This window comes from Pseudomonas sp. OTU5201, assembly GCF_038440135.1.
GTDB lineage: Bacteria > Pseudomonadota > Gammaproteobacteria > Pseudomonadales > Pseudomonadaceae > Metapseudomonas > Metapseudomonas resinovorans.
Genome location: NZ_JASATC010000007.1, coordinates 44,695 through 61,279, shown reverse-complemented (window position 1 = coordinate 61,279; position 16,585 = coordinate 44,695). Strand labels below are relative to the sequence as shown.

The window sequence follows — 16,585 nt, the reverse complement described above, 5'->3', positions numbered from 1 at the left end:
GGGCGAACAGACCGAGTGCCGGGGAAGTGCCGAGCTCGTGCAGGCATATTCATACCCCCGTCGGCGGCCTTATGATTCGCCCATCCTTTCGCGCTTTCGAGAACCCAGATGAGCGACATTCCCTACATCTTCGACACTACCGGCGCCGACTTCGACCAGGCGGTGATCCAGAACTCCTTCCACAAGCCCGTGCTGGTGGACTTCTGGGCTGACTGGTGCGCGCCCTGCAAAGCCCTGATGCCGCTGTTGGCGCAGGTCACCGAGTCTTACCAGGGCGAACTGCTGCTGGCCAAGGTCAATTGCGATATCGAGCAGGACATCGTGATGCGCTTCGGCATCCGCAGCCTGCCGACCGTGGTGCTGTTCAAGGACGGCCAGCCGGTGGACGGCTTCGCCGGCGCCCAGCCGGAGTCGGCTATCCGCGCCATGCTCGAACCCCACGTACAGCTGCCGGCTACGCCCCAAGGCAACCTGCTGGACGCTGCCCAGGCCGCATTCAGCGAAGGCCGCATCAGCGAAGCCGAGAACCTGCTGAAGCAGTTGCTCACCGACGACAACACCAATGCCGCCGGCCTGATCCTCTATGCCCGCTGCCTCGCCGAACGCGGCGAACTGGGCGAAGCGGAAACCGTGCTCAACGCGGTGAAGAGCGACGAACATAAGCAGGCCCTGGCCGGCGCCCGTGCCCAGCTGACCTTCCTCCGCCAGGCCGCCGACCTGCCGGAAGTGGCCGACCTCAAATCACGCCTGGCGCAAGATGCCGGCGACGACGAGGCGGTCTACCAGTTAGCGATCCAGCAGCTCTCCCGCCAGCAGTACGAGCCGGCGCTGGACAGCCTGCTCAAGCTCTTCGTGCGCAACCGCAGCTATTGCGAAGGCTTGCCCCACAAGACGTTGCTGCAAGTGTTCGACCTGCTGGGCAACGACCACCCGCTGGTCACCACCTACCGCCGCAAGCTCTACAACGCGATCTACTGATCCGCAGCCGGCAACCCTTCGGGCCTCCGGGACAGCGTCCCGGCCTCCTTCATCAGCCCCTCCAGATATAAACGGGCGCATCCTCCCCCGCGTCCACATGCACCTGCTCGCTATGGCGCAGGCGCACCAGCAGGCGCTTGCCGGCCGCCATGCCGCCGGCCAGGGCCTGCAGTTCGGCCAGAAGACGCGGGCCGTCCATCTGCCCGGCTTCGCGCAGCAGCTGCTGGGCGGTATCCCAGAGGGCGTCATTGTGCGGGCCGCTCGAAGCCTTCGCCGCCATAGGAGCCTGGACCACCACCTCGGGCGACAGGCGGCTGGCCAACTGGTCCCAGTCTTCGGCATCCATTTCCACGGTCAGGTCCACCGGCCAGTCACCGATCTGTCCACGTATACGCAGCATGTCCAACTCCTTCAGAAGCGAATGCGCAATGCTCCCACGGCGCTGGCGGGCTGCCTACATTTGTTATAACGTAACGCAAATTTCCCCCCTCCCGGAGAACCTCCATGCGCCGCTTGCTGCTTGCCCTGCCTTTCGCCCTGCTGCCCCTGGCCGCCGTCCAGGCTCATGAGCACGACCATGAGCACGGAAGCCTCAGCGCCCACGAGCACGGCGTGGCGCGATTGAACGCCGCGCTGGACGGCAAGACCCTGGAGCTGGAGCTGGAAAGCCCTGCAATGAATCTGGTCGGCTTCGAGCACGCAGCCAGAAGCGACGCGGACAAGGCCAAGGTCGCCGCCGTCCGCGCCGAGCTGGACAAGCCCCTGGCGCTCTTCGCCCTTCCGGCCGCAGCCGGTTGCAAGGTCGTCTCGCAGGAGCTCGAGAGCCCGCTCTTCGGCCAAGATGAGCATCATGATGGGCACGCCAAGGGCCATGAACACGAACACAGCGAAGTGCACGCCCACTACCAACTCGAGTGCTCCACCCCCGACGCGCTGAAGTCCCTGAACCTTGCAGAGCTGTTCAAGCGCTTCCCCGTCACCGAGAAAATTCAGGTACAACTGATCGGTCCGAACGGCCAGCAAGGCGCGGAACTCTCCAAGTCCAGCACCAGCCTGAATTTCTAACTTCTAACTTCTCCTGAACCGACCGGGGCAACCCGGTCGTTTTCCCATGAGCCAGACACTGATCGAACTCCAGGGGCTGGGCTTTGCCTGGCCCGGCCACCCGGAACTGCTGGATGTTCCCGAGTTCCGCCTGCAACGGGGTGAAAGCCTCTTCCTCAAGGGCCCCAGCGGCAGCGGCAAGACCACCTTGCTCGGACTGCTCGGTGGCGTGCAGAAGCCCGGTCGCGGCAGCATCCGCTTGCTCGACCAGGATCTGGCGAAGCTATCCGCGAGCGCCCGCGACCACTTTCGCGTGGACCACACGGGCTACATCTTCCAGCAGTTCAACCTGTTGCCCTTCCTCTCGGTGCGGGAGAACGTCGAACTGCCCTGCCGCTTTTCGCGCCTGCGCGCCGAGCGTGCCCGTCAGCGCCACGGCAGCGTCGATGCCGCCGCCGCCACCCTGCTGCGCCACCTCGGTCTGAAGGAGGAGTTGCTGCAACGCCGCGCCGACGCCCTCTCCATCGGCCAGCAACAACGCGTCGCCGCCGCCCGTGCCCTGATCGGCCAACCGGAGCTGGTGATCGCCGACGAACCCACCTCGGCCCTGGACGCGGACGCCCGCGAAGCTTTTCTCAAGCTGCTGTTCGCCGAATGCACTGAAGCAGGCGCCAGCCTGTTGTTCGTCAGCCATGACCAGAGCCTGGCGCCGCTATTCGATCGCAGCCTGTCGCTGGCGGACCTGAACCACGCCGCGCGCATCGAGGAGAACTGAGATGTATCTGCTGCGCCTGGCCCTGGCCAGTCTCTCCAACCGCCGTTTCACGGCGCTGCTGACGGTTTTCGCCATCGCCCTATCGGTCTGCCTGCTGCTGGCCGTGGAGCGCGTGCGCACCGAAGCCCGCGCCAGCTTCGCCAGCACCATCAGCGGCACCGACCTGATCGTCGGCGCCCGCTCCGGCTCGGTGAACCTGCTGCTCTATTCCGTGTTCCGCATCGGCAACGCCACCAACAACATCCGCTGGGACAGTTTCGAAGCCATCAGCCAGGACAAACGGGTGAAGTGGGCCATCCCCATCTCCCTCGGCGACTCCCACCGTGGCTACCGGGTGATGGGTACCAGCGCCGCCTACTTCGAGCATTACCACTATGGACGTGGCCGGCCGCTTCAGTTGGCCGAGGGCAAGCCCTTCGCCGATATGTTCGACGTGGTCCTGGGTGCCGAGGTGGCCGACGCCCTGCACTACAAACTGGGAAACAAGCTGGTACTCGCCCATGGCGTCAGCACCGTCAGCCTGGTGCAACATGACGACAAGCCCTTCACCGTGGTTGGCATCCTCGCCCGCACCGGGACTCCGGTTGATCGCACCTTGCACATTTCCCTGGCGGGCATGGAAGCGCTGCATGTCGACTGGCAAAACGGCGTACCCGCGCGCGGCGCCGGCAAGGTCAATGCCGATCAGGCGCGAGCCATGGACCTTCAGCCCAAGGCCATCACAGCCTTCATGCTTGGCCTGAACAGCAAGATCGCCACCTTCGCCTTGCAACGGCAGATCAACGAGTACCGTGGCGAACCGCTGCTGGCGATCCTGCCCGGCGTGGCCCTGCAGGAGCTCTGGAGCCTGATGGGTACGGCGGAGAAGGCGCTCTTCGTCGTCTCGCTGTTCGTGGTGCTTACCGGCCTGATCGGCATGCTCACCGCCATCCTCACCAGCCTCAACGAACGCCGCCGGGAAATGGCCATCCTGCGCTCGGTGGGCGCGCGGCCCTGGCACATTGGCAGTCTGCTGGTACTGGAAGCCTTTACCCTGGCCGCGGCCGGCGCGGTGCTGGGCGTGGGCCTGCTGTATCTGGGCATCGGCCTCAGCCAGGGCTACGTGCAGGCCAATTACGGGCTCTACCTGCCGCTCGCTCTACCAAGCCCCTATGAGTGGACGCTGCTCGGCGCTATTCTGGCCGCCGCCCTGTTGATGGGCGTGGTGCCAGCCTGGCGTGCCTATCGGCAGTCGCTGGCCGACGGTCTGTCCATTCGCTTGTGAGAGTTCCATGACGCGCATCCTGCTGGCCCTGTTGCTGACCCTTTCTTCCCCGCTCTGGGCCGGCGAGGTGCGCGAACTCACCTGGGCGGAGATGATCCCCGAAGGCGCTCCGCCACCCGCGCCGCCAGCGCCCATACACGACCTCTCGCAACTGTCCGATGCCCTCAACGCCGAGGCCGGCCCTGCCGCCAGCCAGCAATCGCCGGCGGCCCCGGTGGTCAAGGAGCTGGAGGGTCAGGACGTGAAGCTGCCGGGCTACATCGTCCCGTTGGATGTGACCGAGGAAGGCCGCGTCACCGAGTTCCTCCTGGTGCCTTACTTCGGTGCCTGCATCCATGTGCCGCCACCGCCGTCGAACCAGATCGTCCATGTGACGAGCGAACTCGGTGTACTGATGGACGCGCTCTACCAGCCCTTCTGGATCGAAGGCCCGTTGCGAGTGAAAGCCAGCAGCAGCGAGCTGGCCGAAGCCGGCTACCAGATGGATGCGAGCAAGATCTACCCGTACGAATCCCCCAGCAACTGACCTCCAATGCATGAAGGCCCGGTCAAATCGGGCCTCTTCGTATCGACCCTCGGTGATATTGCTCTGGATCAAGATACAAAGCTTGCTAATTACTGAAACTGGCTCCAGCCAAACACACTTAGAACCAACTGGAGTCTTCCATGCGCAAGCATCTTCTCACCGCCTCCCTGCTCGCCCTCGCCATCGCGTCGCCCCTGGCCCAGGCCCACAAGGCCGGCGATGTGATCATTCGCGCCGGCGCCGCCACCGTAGACCCGAACGAAGACAGCTCCGCCCTGTCGATCGCCGGGGGCAAGGTCGGTGGCACCAAAGCCACCCTGGACAGCGACACCCAACTGGGCCTGACCGGCACCTACATGCTCACCGATCATGTCGGCCTGGAACTGCTTGCCGCTACCCCGTTCCAGCACGAAGTAGGTGTGAAGGGCCTCGGCGCCCTGGATGGCAAGCTGGCCGACATCAAGCACCTGCCGCCGACCCTCAGCCTCCAGTACTACCCGATGGACCCGAACTCCGCCTTCCAGCCCTATGTCGGCGCCGGTCTCAACTACACCCTGTTCTTCGATGAAAGCCTGACCAGCCAGCGCAAGAGCCAGGGCTTCAGCAACCTGGACCTGGACGACTCCTGGGGCCTGGCTGCTCAGGTCGGCATGGACTACATGCTGACTGACAACATCCTGCTGAACGCTGCCGTCTGGTACATCGATATCGACACCCAGGCCACAACCGACCTGGCCGGCGCGGGCAAAGTCAAGGTCGATGTGGACGTGGACCCGTGGGTTTACATGGTGGGCGTCGGCTACAAGTTCTAAGCCACTCCCCTGGCAACCACCCAGTAAAAAGGCGCCTTCGGGCGCCTTTTCATGTGTTGGGGAACTACAGGGACACTGCAAGACCAGGTGGGATCAGCGCCCCAACAGCCGCGCTACGCCCAGCTTGAGCGGGGTGGGTTGCGGGAAGTCATAGCGCAACAGCAGGCGGGCAGTGTTGGCCCGCGAATGACGGATATCCCCGGCGCGCGATTCGGCGTGGGTCACCGGCGGCAAGCCACCCAGTACGTCGCCGATCGCGGCCAGCAGTTGCTTGAGACTGGTGGCCTGATTGAGACCGACGTTTACCGGCCCGACCTCCAGCCACTCCGCTTCCAGGGCCTGCACCAGCACCTGCACCAGATCGCCGACATAGACAAAGTCGCGGGTCTGCTCGCCATCGCCGAACACGGTGATCGGCAGCCCGGCCAGAGCGCGCTCGGTGAAGATGCTGATCACCCCGGAATAGGGCGAGGATGGGTCCTGGCGCGGACCGAAGATATTGAAGAAGCGGAACACCGCCGGTTCCAGCCCATGCTGGCGGCGATAGAAATCCAGGTACTGCTCACTGGCCAACTTGTCCACCGCGTAGGGTGTCAACGGAGCCTTGGGCGTGTCCTCATCAATCGCAGTGCCTTCACCGTTCTGGCCATAGACCGCCGCGCTGGACGCGAAGATCACCCGCTTGACGCCGTGCTCACGCATGGCCTCGCAGACATTCAGGGTGCCGATGAAATTGCTCCGGTGCGTCGCCACCGGATCGTCCACCGAGGCTTGCACCGACGCCACCGCCGCCAGATGTGCCACTGCCTTGCAGCCAGCCATGGCGCGAGTCAACAGGGCCGCGTCGGCCACATCGCCCTCGATCAGCTCCAGCTTCGGGTTTTCCAGTGCCAGGTTGGAACGTCTTCCGGTGGAGAGATTGTCCAGCACGCGCACGGCCTGCCCCTTGGCGAGCAGCGCATCGGCCAGGTGCGAGCCGATGAAACCGGCGCCGCCGGTAATGAGGATGGGGGAATCAGCCATGGCGGTAGTAACGGTCCAGCAGGGTCGGCAGTGCAGCACGCCAGGCGCGCGGCTTGATGCCGAAGGTATGGAGGATTTTCTTGCAGGCCAGCACTGCGTTCTGCGGCTCGTCCGCCGCATCGGGACGGGCGGCGTGGGCCTGGGGCGTAATGTCCTGCACCGTCAGCGGATGCAGGTTACGGGCCTCACTGAGCAGGGCCTGGCCCAGCGCCAGGGGCGTGGTCGCTTCGTGGCCACCGTAGTGATAGGTGCCCCAGAGCGGCGCGGCGCAGTCCAGCTGTTTGATCACGGCCAGCAACACCCGCGCAGCATCGTCGACCGGTGTGGGGTTACCGCGGCGGTCGTCGGCCAGGCAAATTTCTTCGGCCCGCTCCGCACGACTGAGGAAACGCCCCAGGGAACCCTCGCGGCTGTCGTCCAGCAACCAGCCGAAACGCAGCAGCACATGTTTGGGACAGACGGCGCGGACACTCTGCTCCATGCGCCAGATGGCCTGACCGCGCTCACTGAGCGGGACGGTTTCATCCTTCTCGCTGTAGGCTGTGGCGCGGGAGCCGTCGAATACCCGGTAGCTGGAGGGCTGCAGCAGGACGATGCTGTGGTGCTGGCAGAGTTCGGCCAGACGTTCCACGCCCCGCTCCTGGGCTGCCAGGCGGACGCCACTGACTTCGTCGGCCTGGAACCAGTCGAAGTAGTAGGCGAGGTTGACCACGGCGTCAGGCCGGGTGTCATCGAGCAGCTGGGTCAGGCTGGCGGCGTCCCAGCCCTGTTCAGGCGGACGCGGAGCGAGAAAACCTATGTCTTCCTCGGCGCCCAGGCGAATCAGCGCCTGTCCGAGTGAATTGCCGCCACCCAACAGCATCAAGCGCATTCGCATAGAGAAAAAGGTCGCTTAAAGCCGGTTAGAGAGAGTGTGCGGGCCAATTGCCCGCCGCATAAGAGCCGCATTCTGCGGGTTTCACCGGCGTACGTCACTAGCCGCGTGGCGGCTGCGTCTTGCCTGGACGATAGAGATGGGTGTGATCGGCACGATAAAGGGAGGAATCGGCAAAGCCATCGGCGGCCAGTACCTCGCCCACCAGGATCAGCGCCGTGCGGCGGAAATCCCGTGCCGCCACCTTGGGCAGGATGTCCCCCAGGGTACCGGTGACCTGCTCCTGGTCCGGCCAGCTGGCGCGATGGATCACGGCGATGGGGCAGTCGGCGCCGTAGTGCGGCAGCAGTTCTTCGATTATTTTCGCAAGCTGACTCACGCCCAGGTGAATGGCCATGGTCGCGCGGTGACGGGCCAGATCGCCCAGTTCTTCCCCTTCAGGCATGCGCGTCTTGCTGGCGTAACGGGTGAGGATCAGGGTCTGGGAAACCTCCGGCAGGGTCAGCTCGCAACCCAGCAGCGCGGCGCAGGCGGCGGTAGCCGTTACCCCCGGCACCACCTCGAAGGGGATGTCCCGTTCGCGCAGATGGCGAATCTGCTCGCCGATGGCGCCGTAGAGCGATGGGTCACCCGAATGCACCCGCGCCACGTCCTGGCCCCTCGCATGGGCTGCGGCCAGCAGCGTGACGATCTCATCCAGATGCAGTTCGGCGGTGTTTACCACCAACTCCGCGCTGTGCCCTGCCAGCACCGCTTCGGGCACCAGCGAACCGGCGTAGAGAATCACCGGGCAGGAGCGGATCAGGCGCTGGCCCTTCACGGTAATGAGTTCTGGATCGCCGGGGCCGGCGCCGATGAAATAGACCGTCATGGCCGTCAAGCCTCGTGCTGGATGCAGGCCAGGGCGCAAGTAGCACCAGCGCTGCGGCGTTTGTCGATGAGCAGGGCGGCGCGACCGCCGAACAGGGCTTCGATCTGGACCAGGGCGGCGGCTTCCGCCACACCTGCACTGCCGATGACCTCCCGGACACGCTCAGACGGCTGACTCAGGCGCATGTCCTCCGCAGCAAGGATATCCACAGGCAGGAAGTACAGCGGCAGCCGCAACCGCTCGGACAGGGCGATCAGCCCCGGCTCCGCGGCCTTCGCCTCACTGCTGGCCAGCGCGGCCAGATCATCGAGTGAAGCGCCGGCCTCGGCAAGGCACTGCATCAGCAGGCCTTGCAATTCGTCCGTCTGGCAGCCGCGTCGGCAGCCCAGCCCAGCGACCAGCTTCAAGCAGACGGCGAAGCGTGGCGCTGGTAAAGCCACGCCGCGGCCCAGCCCAGCACAGCCCAGAACGCCGCATTGGTGATCAGGGAAGCAGCGATGAACTCATGTTCCAGCGCTTCCGGTGCCAGGCTGGAATGGACTTCGGGCTGCGGCGCACCTACTACATGGGGGATCACCAGCAGTACGACGCCCAGTACGCGCAGAGCCCAATGGCGGCCGAAGGCAATGAGCGCAAGGCCCACGGCAGTGGAAGCAGCGGTGCCGACCCACCAGGTCTGACGATCGGCCAGATCAGCGGCGGCTGTGCCCGGCAGTTCCGGCGGCAAGCCAAGGGACGGTGCCAGGGCGAAAGTGGCGAAACCACCCAGCCCCCAGAGCAGGCCCTGCCAGGCACGGGTCGGGCCACGCAGGCTGAAAAGCCCGGCAAGAATCAAGGCGAAACCGACTGCGACCACCAGGTTGCTGCCTCCAGTAGACAACGTGCGCTGCCAGCCATCTTCCGGCGCCCAGGCTTCGGCGCTGTGCTCGTGGGTGTGGGCAACGGCGGCGGCGCCATGTTCATGTTCGTGGGCCTGTTCTACAACCGCAGGCTCGGCGCTTTCATAGGTTTCCGCCTGGAGAATCAGCGGGGTAACCCACAGGCTCTGCAACAGAGTCAGCACCAGGGCTGCGATCAGACCAGCAAAACCGGCAGTCTGGGCAATGCGCTTGATCATCCGGGAATCACTCAATGGCAGGGGAAGGCGGCATTGTGGCGAGTGTCGTGAGCGGCGTTGTGCACGGCCTCGATATGCGAGAAGCCGGCGAAATACACCAGGGACAGGCCGATCAGACTGGCACCGATGGCCAGCACAAGGCGCTGGGCCAGGGTCGAGGAGGAAGCGGCGGAATGAGACAGGGTGCGGCTGGACATGGAGATTCCCTCTGCGTTGCTAACGATACCGGCAGAGGGACGCGCGCGAGGGAAGCGGGCGCAAGTGCACCCAGATTTCCGGCTTGCGCCCGCCCACCGCGGGTTGCCAAAAAGCTGATCAGGCCGGTCTCCGGGCTCACGACGCCAGCCTGTGGCTGGACGGGCATGCCTTCCCATGCCGTGTCGGCACAGTGGCGTACTTAACCCTACGATCGCTTACCGTTGCGGGGGCAGCGTCGGACTAGTCCGAAAATGGACGCACCGACTTCCCGTTTCACCTCGCGTACGGCGACGCAAGGCACCTGAAAAAACCGTGCTAGAACATCACGAGTCCGACCAAGCGTCAACTGCCGTGATTGACCGTCGCCCAGGCGCTGCGTAGCCTTCGCCCTTTCGAGGTTCTCCGGTTGTACGCCGGAGCTAAGAGGGAACGTGGTCAAGGCCACGGCTGCCCCCGCAACTGTGAACGCCCCCAGGCCTTTCGAAACGCCACTGCGCAAGCGGGAAGGCGAAGGTGCCGCGCTAAGCGCAGGGTCGGGAGCCAGGAGACCTGCCTCGACGAAATTCCAGACAACCGGGCGGGGTGATCCGGTGGCGAATCCGTTGCGCGGGGCGAGCCCCGCTGCGTTCGTCATGCCCGCCGACCGACCACGCAGAGGCGCGCATGAAAACCCTGGCCAAACTCCCCGTCACCATCGTTACCGGCTTCCTCGGCGCCGGTAAGACCACCCTGCTCCGCCACATGCTGGACAACGCCGAAGGCCGCCGTATTGCGGTGATCGTCAACGAGTTCGGCGAGCTGGGCATCGACGGCGAAATCCTCAAGCAATGCTCCATCGGCTGCACCGAGGAAGAGGCCATGGGCCGCGTCTTCGAGTTGGCCAACGGCTGCCTCTGCTGCACCGTGCAGGAAGAGTTCTTCCCGGTTATGCGCGAATTGGTAGCGCGCCGCGGCGACCTTGACCAGATCCTCATCGAAACCTCCGGCCTCGCCCTGCCCAAGCCTCTGGTACAAGCCTTCCAGTGGCCGGAAATCCGCAACGCCTGCACCGTCGACGCCGTCATCACCGTAGTCGACAGCCCGGCCGTGGCCGCCGGCACCTTCGCCGCCCACCCCGAGCAGGTGGACGAGCAGCGCAAGCAGGACCCGAACCTCGACCACGAGTCGCCCCTGCATGAACTGTTCGAAGACCAGTTGGCCAGCGCCGACCTGGTGATCCTCAACAAGGCCGACCTGCTCGACGCCAAAGCCCTGGCCGCCGTGCGCGCCGAGGTGGCCGAGGAACTGCCACCTGCGGTGAAGATCGTCGAAGCCAGCGCCGGCAAGCTGCCACTCAGCGTGCTGCTGGGCCTGAATGCCGAGGCGGAACTGCACATCGACAGCCGCCTCACTCACCATGACCACGAAGGTCACGAAGACCACGACCACGACGAGTTCGACTCCTTCCACGTCGACCTGCCAGAAGTGGAAGAAGCCGCCCTGATCAATGCCCTCGGCCAACTGGTGGAGCGCCACGACATCCTGCGCATCAAGGGCTTCGCCGCAATCCCCGGCAAACCCATGCGTCTGCTGATCCAGGGCGTCGGCAAGCGTTTCGACAAGCACTTCGACCGCAAGTGGCTGACCGACGAAACTCGCAGCACTCGTCTGGTGGTGATCGGTCAGGAGCTGGATCGGGCGGCCATCGCCAATGAGCTGCGCACGGCTCTCGCATGAAACGCATTCAACTCCCCTCTCCCTCCGGGAGAGGGGCCGGGGGTGAGGGCTACCTCCGCGCACTGGGACTATCCCTCACCCCAACCCTCTCCCAAAGGGAGAGGGGGTAAGAATCATGCACCTCCTGCGTACCCAACCCGGCGGCTTCGTCCCAGACGACGGCATCGCCCACCTCGCCCAGACGCCCGCCGAACTGGTGATCCTCTGCAGCGGCGACTCGCACCTGGCGCTATTGGCCGAAGCCGCCCGCGAATTGCCCGACGACTACCCGAGCCTGCGCCTGGCCAACCCCATGCAGTTGCAGAACCACGCCTCGGTGGACCTCTACGTCGACGAGGTGCTGCAGCATGCCAAGGTCATCCTGATCTCTGTTCATGGCGGCGTGGGTTACTGGCGCTACGGCATCGAGCAACTGGTGGCCCTGGCCGAGCGGGGTGCGAAGCTGATCCTGGTGCCGGGCGACGACCGTCCCGACCCGGAGCTGGCCAACCTGTGCACGGTTCCGGCGAATGACGCCGAGCGCCTCTGGCAGTACTTGCGCCAGGGCGGCCTGGACAATGCCCGGCAGTTGTTCAACTGCCTGGCCAACCGCTGGTTCGACCGTGATTATCCCTGGAACGAGCCTCAGGCCCTGCCCCGTGTCGCCCTCTACCACCCGCGCCTACGCCCGGCGCGGCTGGAAGACTGGCAAGCCGGCTGGCGCTCCGATCAGCCGGTCGCCGCACTGCTCTTCTATCGCACCCATTTGCAGGCCGCGAACACGGCCTTTATCGACGTTTTCTGCGAGCGCCTCGCCGCCCAGGGGCTGAATCCCCTGCCCATCGCCGTCGCCAGCCTCAAGGAAGCGGAGTGCCTGGCGGCTGTGGAAAACTGGCTGGACGCCGCGGGTGCCGGGCTGATCATCAACACCACCGGCTTCGCCCAGTCGAACCCGGACGCCCCCAGCCTGCGCCCGTTCCGCCGCGACATTCCGGTGCTGCAAGCCATCTGTTCGCTGGACAACGAACCGCTCTGGCGCGACAACCCACAAGGCCTGGGTCCGCGCGACCTGGCCATGCACATTGCCCTGCCGGAGCTGGACGGCCGCATCATCACCCGCCCCATCAGCTTCAAGGGCCTGGCCTGGCGCAGCGAGCGCAGCCAGAGCGACGTGGTCTGCTACCTGCCGCAACGGGAACGCATGGACTTCGTCGCTGAACTGGGACGACGCTGGTGCACGCTGGCGCGCAAGGCCAATGCCGACAAGCGCGTGGCGCTGATCCTCGCCAACTACCCTACCCGCGACGGCCGCATCGGCAACGGTGTGGGTCTGGATACCCCGGCCGCCGCGCTCAACATCCTTCGCGCTCTGGAGGCCGAAGGCTACCCGCTGGCCGGACTGCCGGAGAGCGGCACTGCACTTATCCACAGTCTGCTCGGCGGTGTCAGCAACGACCTGGACAGCCTCGATGCGCGCCCCTGCGCCCAGAGCCTGGCCCTTTCCGACTACCTCGCCTGCTTCGCCCGCCTGCCAGAGATCAACCAACGCGCAGTCATCGAACGCTGGGGGGAGCCGCAGCAGGACCCAATGTTCCGCAGCGGTCGCATGATGGTGGCCGGCCTGCGCTTCGGCCTCGTTTTCGTCGGCATCCAACCGGCGCGCGGCTACCAACTCGACCCAGCGGCCATCTACCACGATGCCGACCTGGTGCCGCCCCACGGCTACCTCGCCTTCTATTTCTGGCTACGCAACGTGTTCGCCGCTGATGCGCTGATCCACGTCGGCAAGCACGGCAACCTGGAATGGCTGCCGGGCAAAGGCGTCGGCCTGTCCGCCGAATGCTGGCCGGACGCGGCAATGGGGCCGCTGCCGAACCTCTACCCCTTCATCGTCAACGACCCCGGCGAAGGCGCCCAGGCCAAGCGCCGCGCCCAGGCGGTGATCATCGGCCACCTGATGCCGCCGCTGACCCGCGCCGAGAACTACGGCCCGCTGCGCGACCTGGAACGCCTGGCCGACGAGTACTACGACGCCTCCCTGCTCGACCCGCGCCGCGCCGTGCAGCTGCGCGGGGAAATCCTCGAACTGGTGAAGGCGACGGCGCTGGATCGCGAACTGAACCTGGTCATCAGCGACGACCCGGAGAGCTGGTTGCCGCAACTGGACGCCTACCTCTGCGACCTCAAGGAATCGCAGATCCGCGACGGCCTCCATGTGTTCGGCGAATCTCCCGCAGGACGCTTGCGCGACGACACGCTGCTGTCCCTGGTGCGCATCCCCCGTGGCGACGGCAAGGGCGCCAACGCCAGCCTGCTGCGCGCCCTGGCCGGCGACCTGCAACTGGGCCGCGACCCGCTCGACCTCAATTGGGCCGAACCCTGGGAAGGCCCCCGCCCAGCATTGCTGGACGCAGTGAGCAATGAGCCCTGGCGCAGCAATGGCGACACGCGCGAGCGTCTTGAGCTGCTGGCCCTGGGCCTGATCCAAACCACTGACTTCGGTTCCATTGGCCCGGCAAGCGATGCGGTTATCCACAACCTGCGCGCCGTCATCGCCCCCACCCTGGACGCCTGTGGCGATGCCGAGATCGGCGGCGTCCTGGCGGCGCTGGAAGGTCGCTTCGTCCCGCCCGGCCCCAGTGGCGCCCCCAGCCGCGGACGCCTCGACGTGCTGCCTACCGGGCGCAACTTCTTCACCGTGGACGTGCGCAACCTGCCCACGCCCACGGCCTGGCGACTGGGCTTCCAGTCCGCCAGCCTGCTGCTGGAACGCCACCTGCAGGACCATGGCGACCACCTGCGCCAGCTCGGCATTTCCGTCTGGGGCACCGCCACCATGCGCACCGGCGGCGATGACATCGCCCAGGCACTGGCGCTGATGGGCGTACGCCCGGTGTGGCAGGCCGGCAGCCAGCGGGTGGAAGACTTCGAAATCCTGCCGCTGTCCCTGCTCGACCGCCCGCGAGTGGACGTGACCTTGCGCGTATCGGGCTTCTTCCGCGATGCCTTCGCCAACCTCATCCGCCTGTTCGACGCTGCTGTGCAGGCCGTGGCCGAACTCGATGAGCCGGAGGATATGAACCCGTTGGCGGCGCGAGTGAAAACAGAAAGCGAACGCCTCACCGACGAGGGCCTGCCCGCCGAGGATGCGCGCCTACAAGCTGGTTGGCGCGTGTTTGGTGCCCAACCCGGCGCCTACGGCGCAGGGGTGCAGGGCGTCATCGAGGAACGCCAGTGGCAGGACCGCGCCGAGCTGGCTGAGGTCTACCTCAACTGGGGCGGCTATGCCTACGGCGCCCAGGATGCCGGCACCCCGGCCAGGGAACGCTTCGCCCAGCGGCTACAGCGGCTGCAAGCCGTGCTACAGAACCAGGACAACCGCGAGCACGACATACTCGACTCCAACGATTACTACCAGTTCCAGGGCGGCATGCTCGCCGCCGCCGAAACCCTGCGTGGCGAGAAAGTGGCCAGCTACCACGGCGACCACAGCCAGCCGGACCTGCCGCGTATCCGCTCGCTGAAGGAAGAACTGGCTCGCGTGGTCCGCTCCCGTGCCGCCAACCCGAAGTGGATCGCCGGCATGAAGCGCCACGGCTACAAGGGCGCCTTCGAACTGGCGGCAACGGTTGACTACCTGTTTGCCTTCGACGCAACCAGCGAGTTGATCGACGACCACCAGTACCAACTACTGGCCGACGCCTACCTGCTGGACGCGGACACCCGCGAATTCATCCACCAGCACAACCCCGAAGCCTTGCGCGACATCGCCGAGCGCCTGGTGGAGGCCCAGCAGCGTGGGCTGTGGGAGAACCCCGGCGGGTACCGTGAGGCCATCGAGAACCTGTTGCTGGATATCGAGGAGCATTGAGGGGAACGGGGTGTCCCTCATGTACCGAGCGGCATGATGCTGCCCTCACCCCAACCCTCTCCCAAGGGGAGAGGGTGCTGTCCGTGCAAGTGATTCAGCCTTGGCACTCCGCCATCGGCGCGAGTCACCCCCTCAAACGCGCCGCCGCCTCCCGCAGGATCGCCTCCGTCCCTGCCCACCCCAGGCAGCCATCGGTGATGGAAACCCCGTAGCGCAGGTCACAGGACAACGATTGCGCGCCATCGAACAGGTGGCTCTCGATCATCACCCCGCGCAGGGCGTCCTGGCTTGCCAGGCGCTGGTCGATCACGTCCTGCAACACGGCCGGCTGGCGCAGCGGGTCCTTGCCACTGTTGGCGTGGCTGCAATCGACCAGGATGCGCGGCGCAATGCCGAGTTTCTCCAGGCCGGCACGGGCGGCCTGCACGCTGGCCGCGTCATAGTTGGGCCCCTGGTGACCACCACGCAGCACCAGATGGGTATCCGCATTGCCTGCCGTCTGCACCAGCGCCGGTCGCCCCAGCTCATCAATGCCGAAGTGCTGGTGGGCATGGGCGGCCGAGCGCATGGCGTCGGTGGCGATGCCGAGGCTGCCATCGGTTCCGTTCTTGAAGCCCACGGGCAGGTCCAAGCCGCTGACCATCTCGCGGTGGATCTGCGACTCGCTGGTGCGCGCGCCGATAGCGGCCCAGCTCAGCAGGTCGTCCAGGTAGCCGGCGACCAGCGGCTGCAGCAGCTCAGTCGCGACCGGCAGGCCCAGCTCGACCATCTCCAGCATCAGTCGGCGGCTCAGGGCCAGGCCTTCCGCCATGTCGCCACTGCCGTCCAGGTGTGGATCGTAGACCAGGCCCTTCCAGCCCACGGTGGTACGCGGCTTCTCGACGTAGGCGCGCATCACCAGCAGCAGCTGGTCGCTGACTTCCGGCGCCAGGGCGGCCAGGCGGCGGGCGTAGTCGAGGGCGGAATCCGCATCGTGGATGGAGCAGGGGCCAACCACCACCAGCAGGCGCGAATCTTCGCCATCCAGCACGGCACGCACGGCCTCGCGCTGGGCGTTGATCTGGCGGGCGAGCGCATGGCTCAGCGGCAGGCGCTGGCGTAGTTCGGCGGGAGTGGGCAGCGGCTGGGTGCTGCGCGACGTGGGCAGGGCAGCCTCAAGCGCCATGGCGTGGAGCGGCTGTACAGCGGTGGGCAGAACGGAAACCGAAGAGTTCATGACTGGCGTCCTCAGCCGGCGCGGCTCGATCCGCGCGCGGCGCTATCTGGGTGTTCGATTCAAAGGTGTCTGTACGGTGCGGGAGCGGCTAAATCGCCAGTTGGAGTTGCGGTAATAGGTCGGGTAGGTGCGGTAGCTGATCATGGTGCGATCCTCGAATTTCATGTGTTTGGCCTTGTGGGCCGGAAAACAAAAACCCCCGGTCGGGTTGCCGACCGGGGGTTTCGTGGAGCTTTGGCGGCGACCCTGCTGGAGTGGGCCGCCTGATGGGTATCAGGTCAGCCCGTGGCTAAACCAATACCCATAGAAATAGCTGGCCGC

General features: G+C 65.7%; 16 protein-coding genes and 2 riboswitches. Of the genes, 8 read left to right on the top strand and 8 right to left on the bottom strand.

Annotation, left to right across the window (positions count from 1 at the left end; genetic code table 11):
* Positions 1 to 108: 108 nt before the first annotated feature.
* On the top strand, positions 109 to 978 hold the full coding sequence (gene trxA / locus AAHM40_RS06400) for a thioredoxin (RefSeq protein WP_342243896.1): 870 nt from the start codon (positions 109 to 111) through the stop codon (positions 976 to 978).
* 52 nt (positions 979 to 1,030) lie between these two features.
* Here the strand turns inward: trxA and AAHM40_RS06395 are convergent, their stop codons facing one another.
* Positions 1,031 to 1,378 (bottom strand): hypothetical protein, encoded by a 348-nt coding sequence (locus tag AAHM40_RS06395; RefSeq protein WP_342243895.1) that lies wholly within the window; start codon positions 1,376 to 1,378, stop codon positions 1,031 to 1,033.
* Positions 1,379 to 1,482: 104 nt separating this feature from the next.
* On the opposite strand from AAHM40_RS06395, the gene AAHM40_RS06390 reads away from it, so the two are divergent.
* The 5 genes from AAHM40_RS06390 to AAHM40_RS06370 all read left to right on the top strand — a co-directional run bounded on the left by AAHM40_RS06390 (position 1,483) and on the right by AAHM40_RS06370 (position 5,399).
* Positions 1,483 to 2,043, top strand: a complete 561-nt coding sequence (locus tag AAHM40_RS06390; protein ID WP_342243894.1) for a DUF2796 domain-containing protein — start codon at positions 1,483 to 1,485, stop codon at positions 2,041 to 2,043.
* 46 nt (positions 2,044 to 2,089) lie between these two features.
* Positions 2,090 to 2,797, top strand: a complete 708-nt coding sequence (locus AAHM40_RS06385; protein ID WP_342243893.1) for an ABC transporter ATP-binding protein — start codon at positions 2,090 to 2,092, stop codon at positions 2,795 to 2,797.
* Position 2,798: 1 nt separating this feature from the next.
* Positions 2,799 to 4,061: an ABC transporter permease gene (locus AAHM40_RS06380; protein ID WP_342243892.1), complete on the top strand. Its 1,263-nt coding sequence runs from the start codon at positions 2,799 to 2,801 to the stop codon at positions 4,059 to 4,061.
* 7 nt (positions 4,062 to 4,068) lie between these two features.
* Positions 4,069 to 4,587 (top strand): DUF3299 domain-containing protein, encoded by a 519-nt coding sequence (locus tag AAHM40_RS06375; RefSeq protein ID WP_342243891.1) that lies wholly within the window; start codon positions 4,069 to 4,071, stop codon positions 4,585 to 4,587.
* A 140-nt stretch (positions 4,588 to 4,727) separates the two neighbouring features.
* Positions 4,728 to 5,399, top strand: a complete 672-nt coding sequence (locus AAHM40_RS06370; protein ID WP_342243890.1) for an OmpW/AlkL family protein — start codon at positions 4,728 to 4,730, stop codon at positions 5,397 to 5,399.
* Between the two features lie 93 nt (positions 5,400 to 5,492).
* Here AAHM40_RS06370 and AAHM40_RS06365 read toward each other — a convergent pair whose 3' ends face one another.
* The 6 genes from AAHM40_RS06365 to AAHM40_RS06340 form a co-directional block, all read right to left on the bottom strand.
* Positions 5,493 to 6,422, bottom strand: coding sequence for an NAD-dependent epimerase/dehydratase family protein (locus tag AAHM40_RS06365; RefSeq protein WP_342243889.1), 930 nt, complete (start codon positions 6,420 to 6,422; stop codon positions 5,493 to 5,495).
* Positions 6,415 to 7,299 (bottom strand): sugar nucleotide-binding protein, encoded by an 885-nt coding sequence (locus tag AAHM40_RS06360; RefSeq protein ID WP_342243888.1) that lies wholly within the window; start codon positions 7,297 to 7,299, stop codon positions 6,415 to 6,417. The genes AAHM40_RS06365 and AAHM40_RS06360 overlap by 8 nt, the downstream gene beginning before the upstream one ends.
* Positions 7,300 to 7,396: 97 nt before the next feature.
* Positions 7,397 to 8,167: a precorrin-4 C(11)-methyltransferase gene (gene cobM, locus AAHM40_RS06355; RefSeq protein WP_342243887.1), complete on the bottom strand. Its 771-nt coding sequence runs from the start codon at positions 8,165 to 8,167 to the stop codon at positions 7,397 to 7,399.
* A gap of 5 nt (positions 8,168 to 8,172) precedes the next feature.
* Positions 8,173 to 8,607, bottom strand: coding sequence for a cobalamin biosynthesis protein (locus AAHM40_RS06350; RefSeq protein WP_342243886.1), 435 nt, complete (start codon positions 8,605 to 8,607; stop codon positions 8,173 to 8,175).
* Positions 8,571 to 9,284, bottom strand: coding sequence for a CbtA family protein (locus AAHM40_RS06345; protein ID WP_342243885.1), 714 nt, complete (start codon positions 9,282 to 9,284; stop codon positions 8,571 to 8,573). Before AAHM40_RS06345 ends, AAHM40_RS06350 begins: the two co-directional genes overlap by 37 nt.
* An 11-nt stretch (positions 9,285 to 9,295) precedes the next feature.
* Positions 9,296 to 9,487: a CbtB domain-containing protein gene (locus AAHM40_RS06340; protein WP_342243977.1), complete on the bottom strand. Its 192-nt coding sequence runs from the start codon at positions 9,485 to 9,487 to the stop codon at positions 9,296 to 9,298.
* 98 nt (positions 9,488 to 9,585) lie between these two features.
* Positions 9,586 to 9,802, bottom strand: a riboswitch (cobalamin riboswitch).
* A 58-nt stretch (positions 9,803 to 9,860) separates the two neighbouring features.
* Positions 9,861 to 10,053: riboswitch (cobalamin riboswitch) on the top strand.
* 92 nt (positions 10,054 to 10,145) lie between these two features.
* Here AAHM40_RS06340 and cobW point away from each other — a divergent pair.
* Complete coding sequence (gene cobW / locus AAHM40_RS06335; RefSeq protein WP_342243884.1) at positions 10,146 to 11,198, top strand: cobalamin biosynthesis protein CobW; 1,053 nt, start codon at positions 10,146 to 10,148, stop codon at positions 11,196 to 11,198.
* A 115-nt stretch (positions 11,199 to 11,313) separates the two neighbouring features.
* Positions 11,314 to 15,048, top strand: a complete 3,735-nt coding sequence (cobN, locus tag AAHM40_RS06330; RefSeq protein WP_342243883.1) for a cobaltochelatase subunit CobN — start codon at positions 11,314 to 11,316, stop codon at positions 15,046 to 15,048.
* Between the two features lie 124 nt (positions 15,049 to 15,172).
* Here cobN and AAHM40_RS06325 read toward each other — a convergent pair whose 3' ends face one another.
* Positions 15,173 to 16,264 carry a 3-deoxy-7-phosphoheptulonate synthase gene (locus tag AAHM40_RS06325; protein ID WP_342243882.1) on the bottom strand — a complete coding sequence of 364 codons (1,092 nt, stop codon included), beginning with the start codon at positions 16,262 to 16,264 and terminating at the stop codon, positions 15,173 to 15,175.
* Positions 16,265 to 16,585 lie beyond the last annotated feature (321 nt).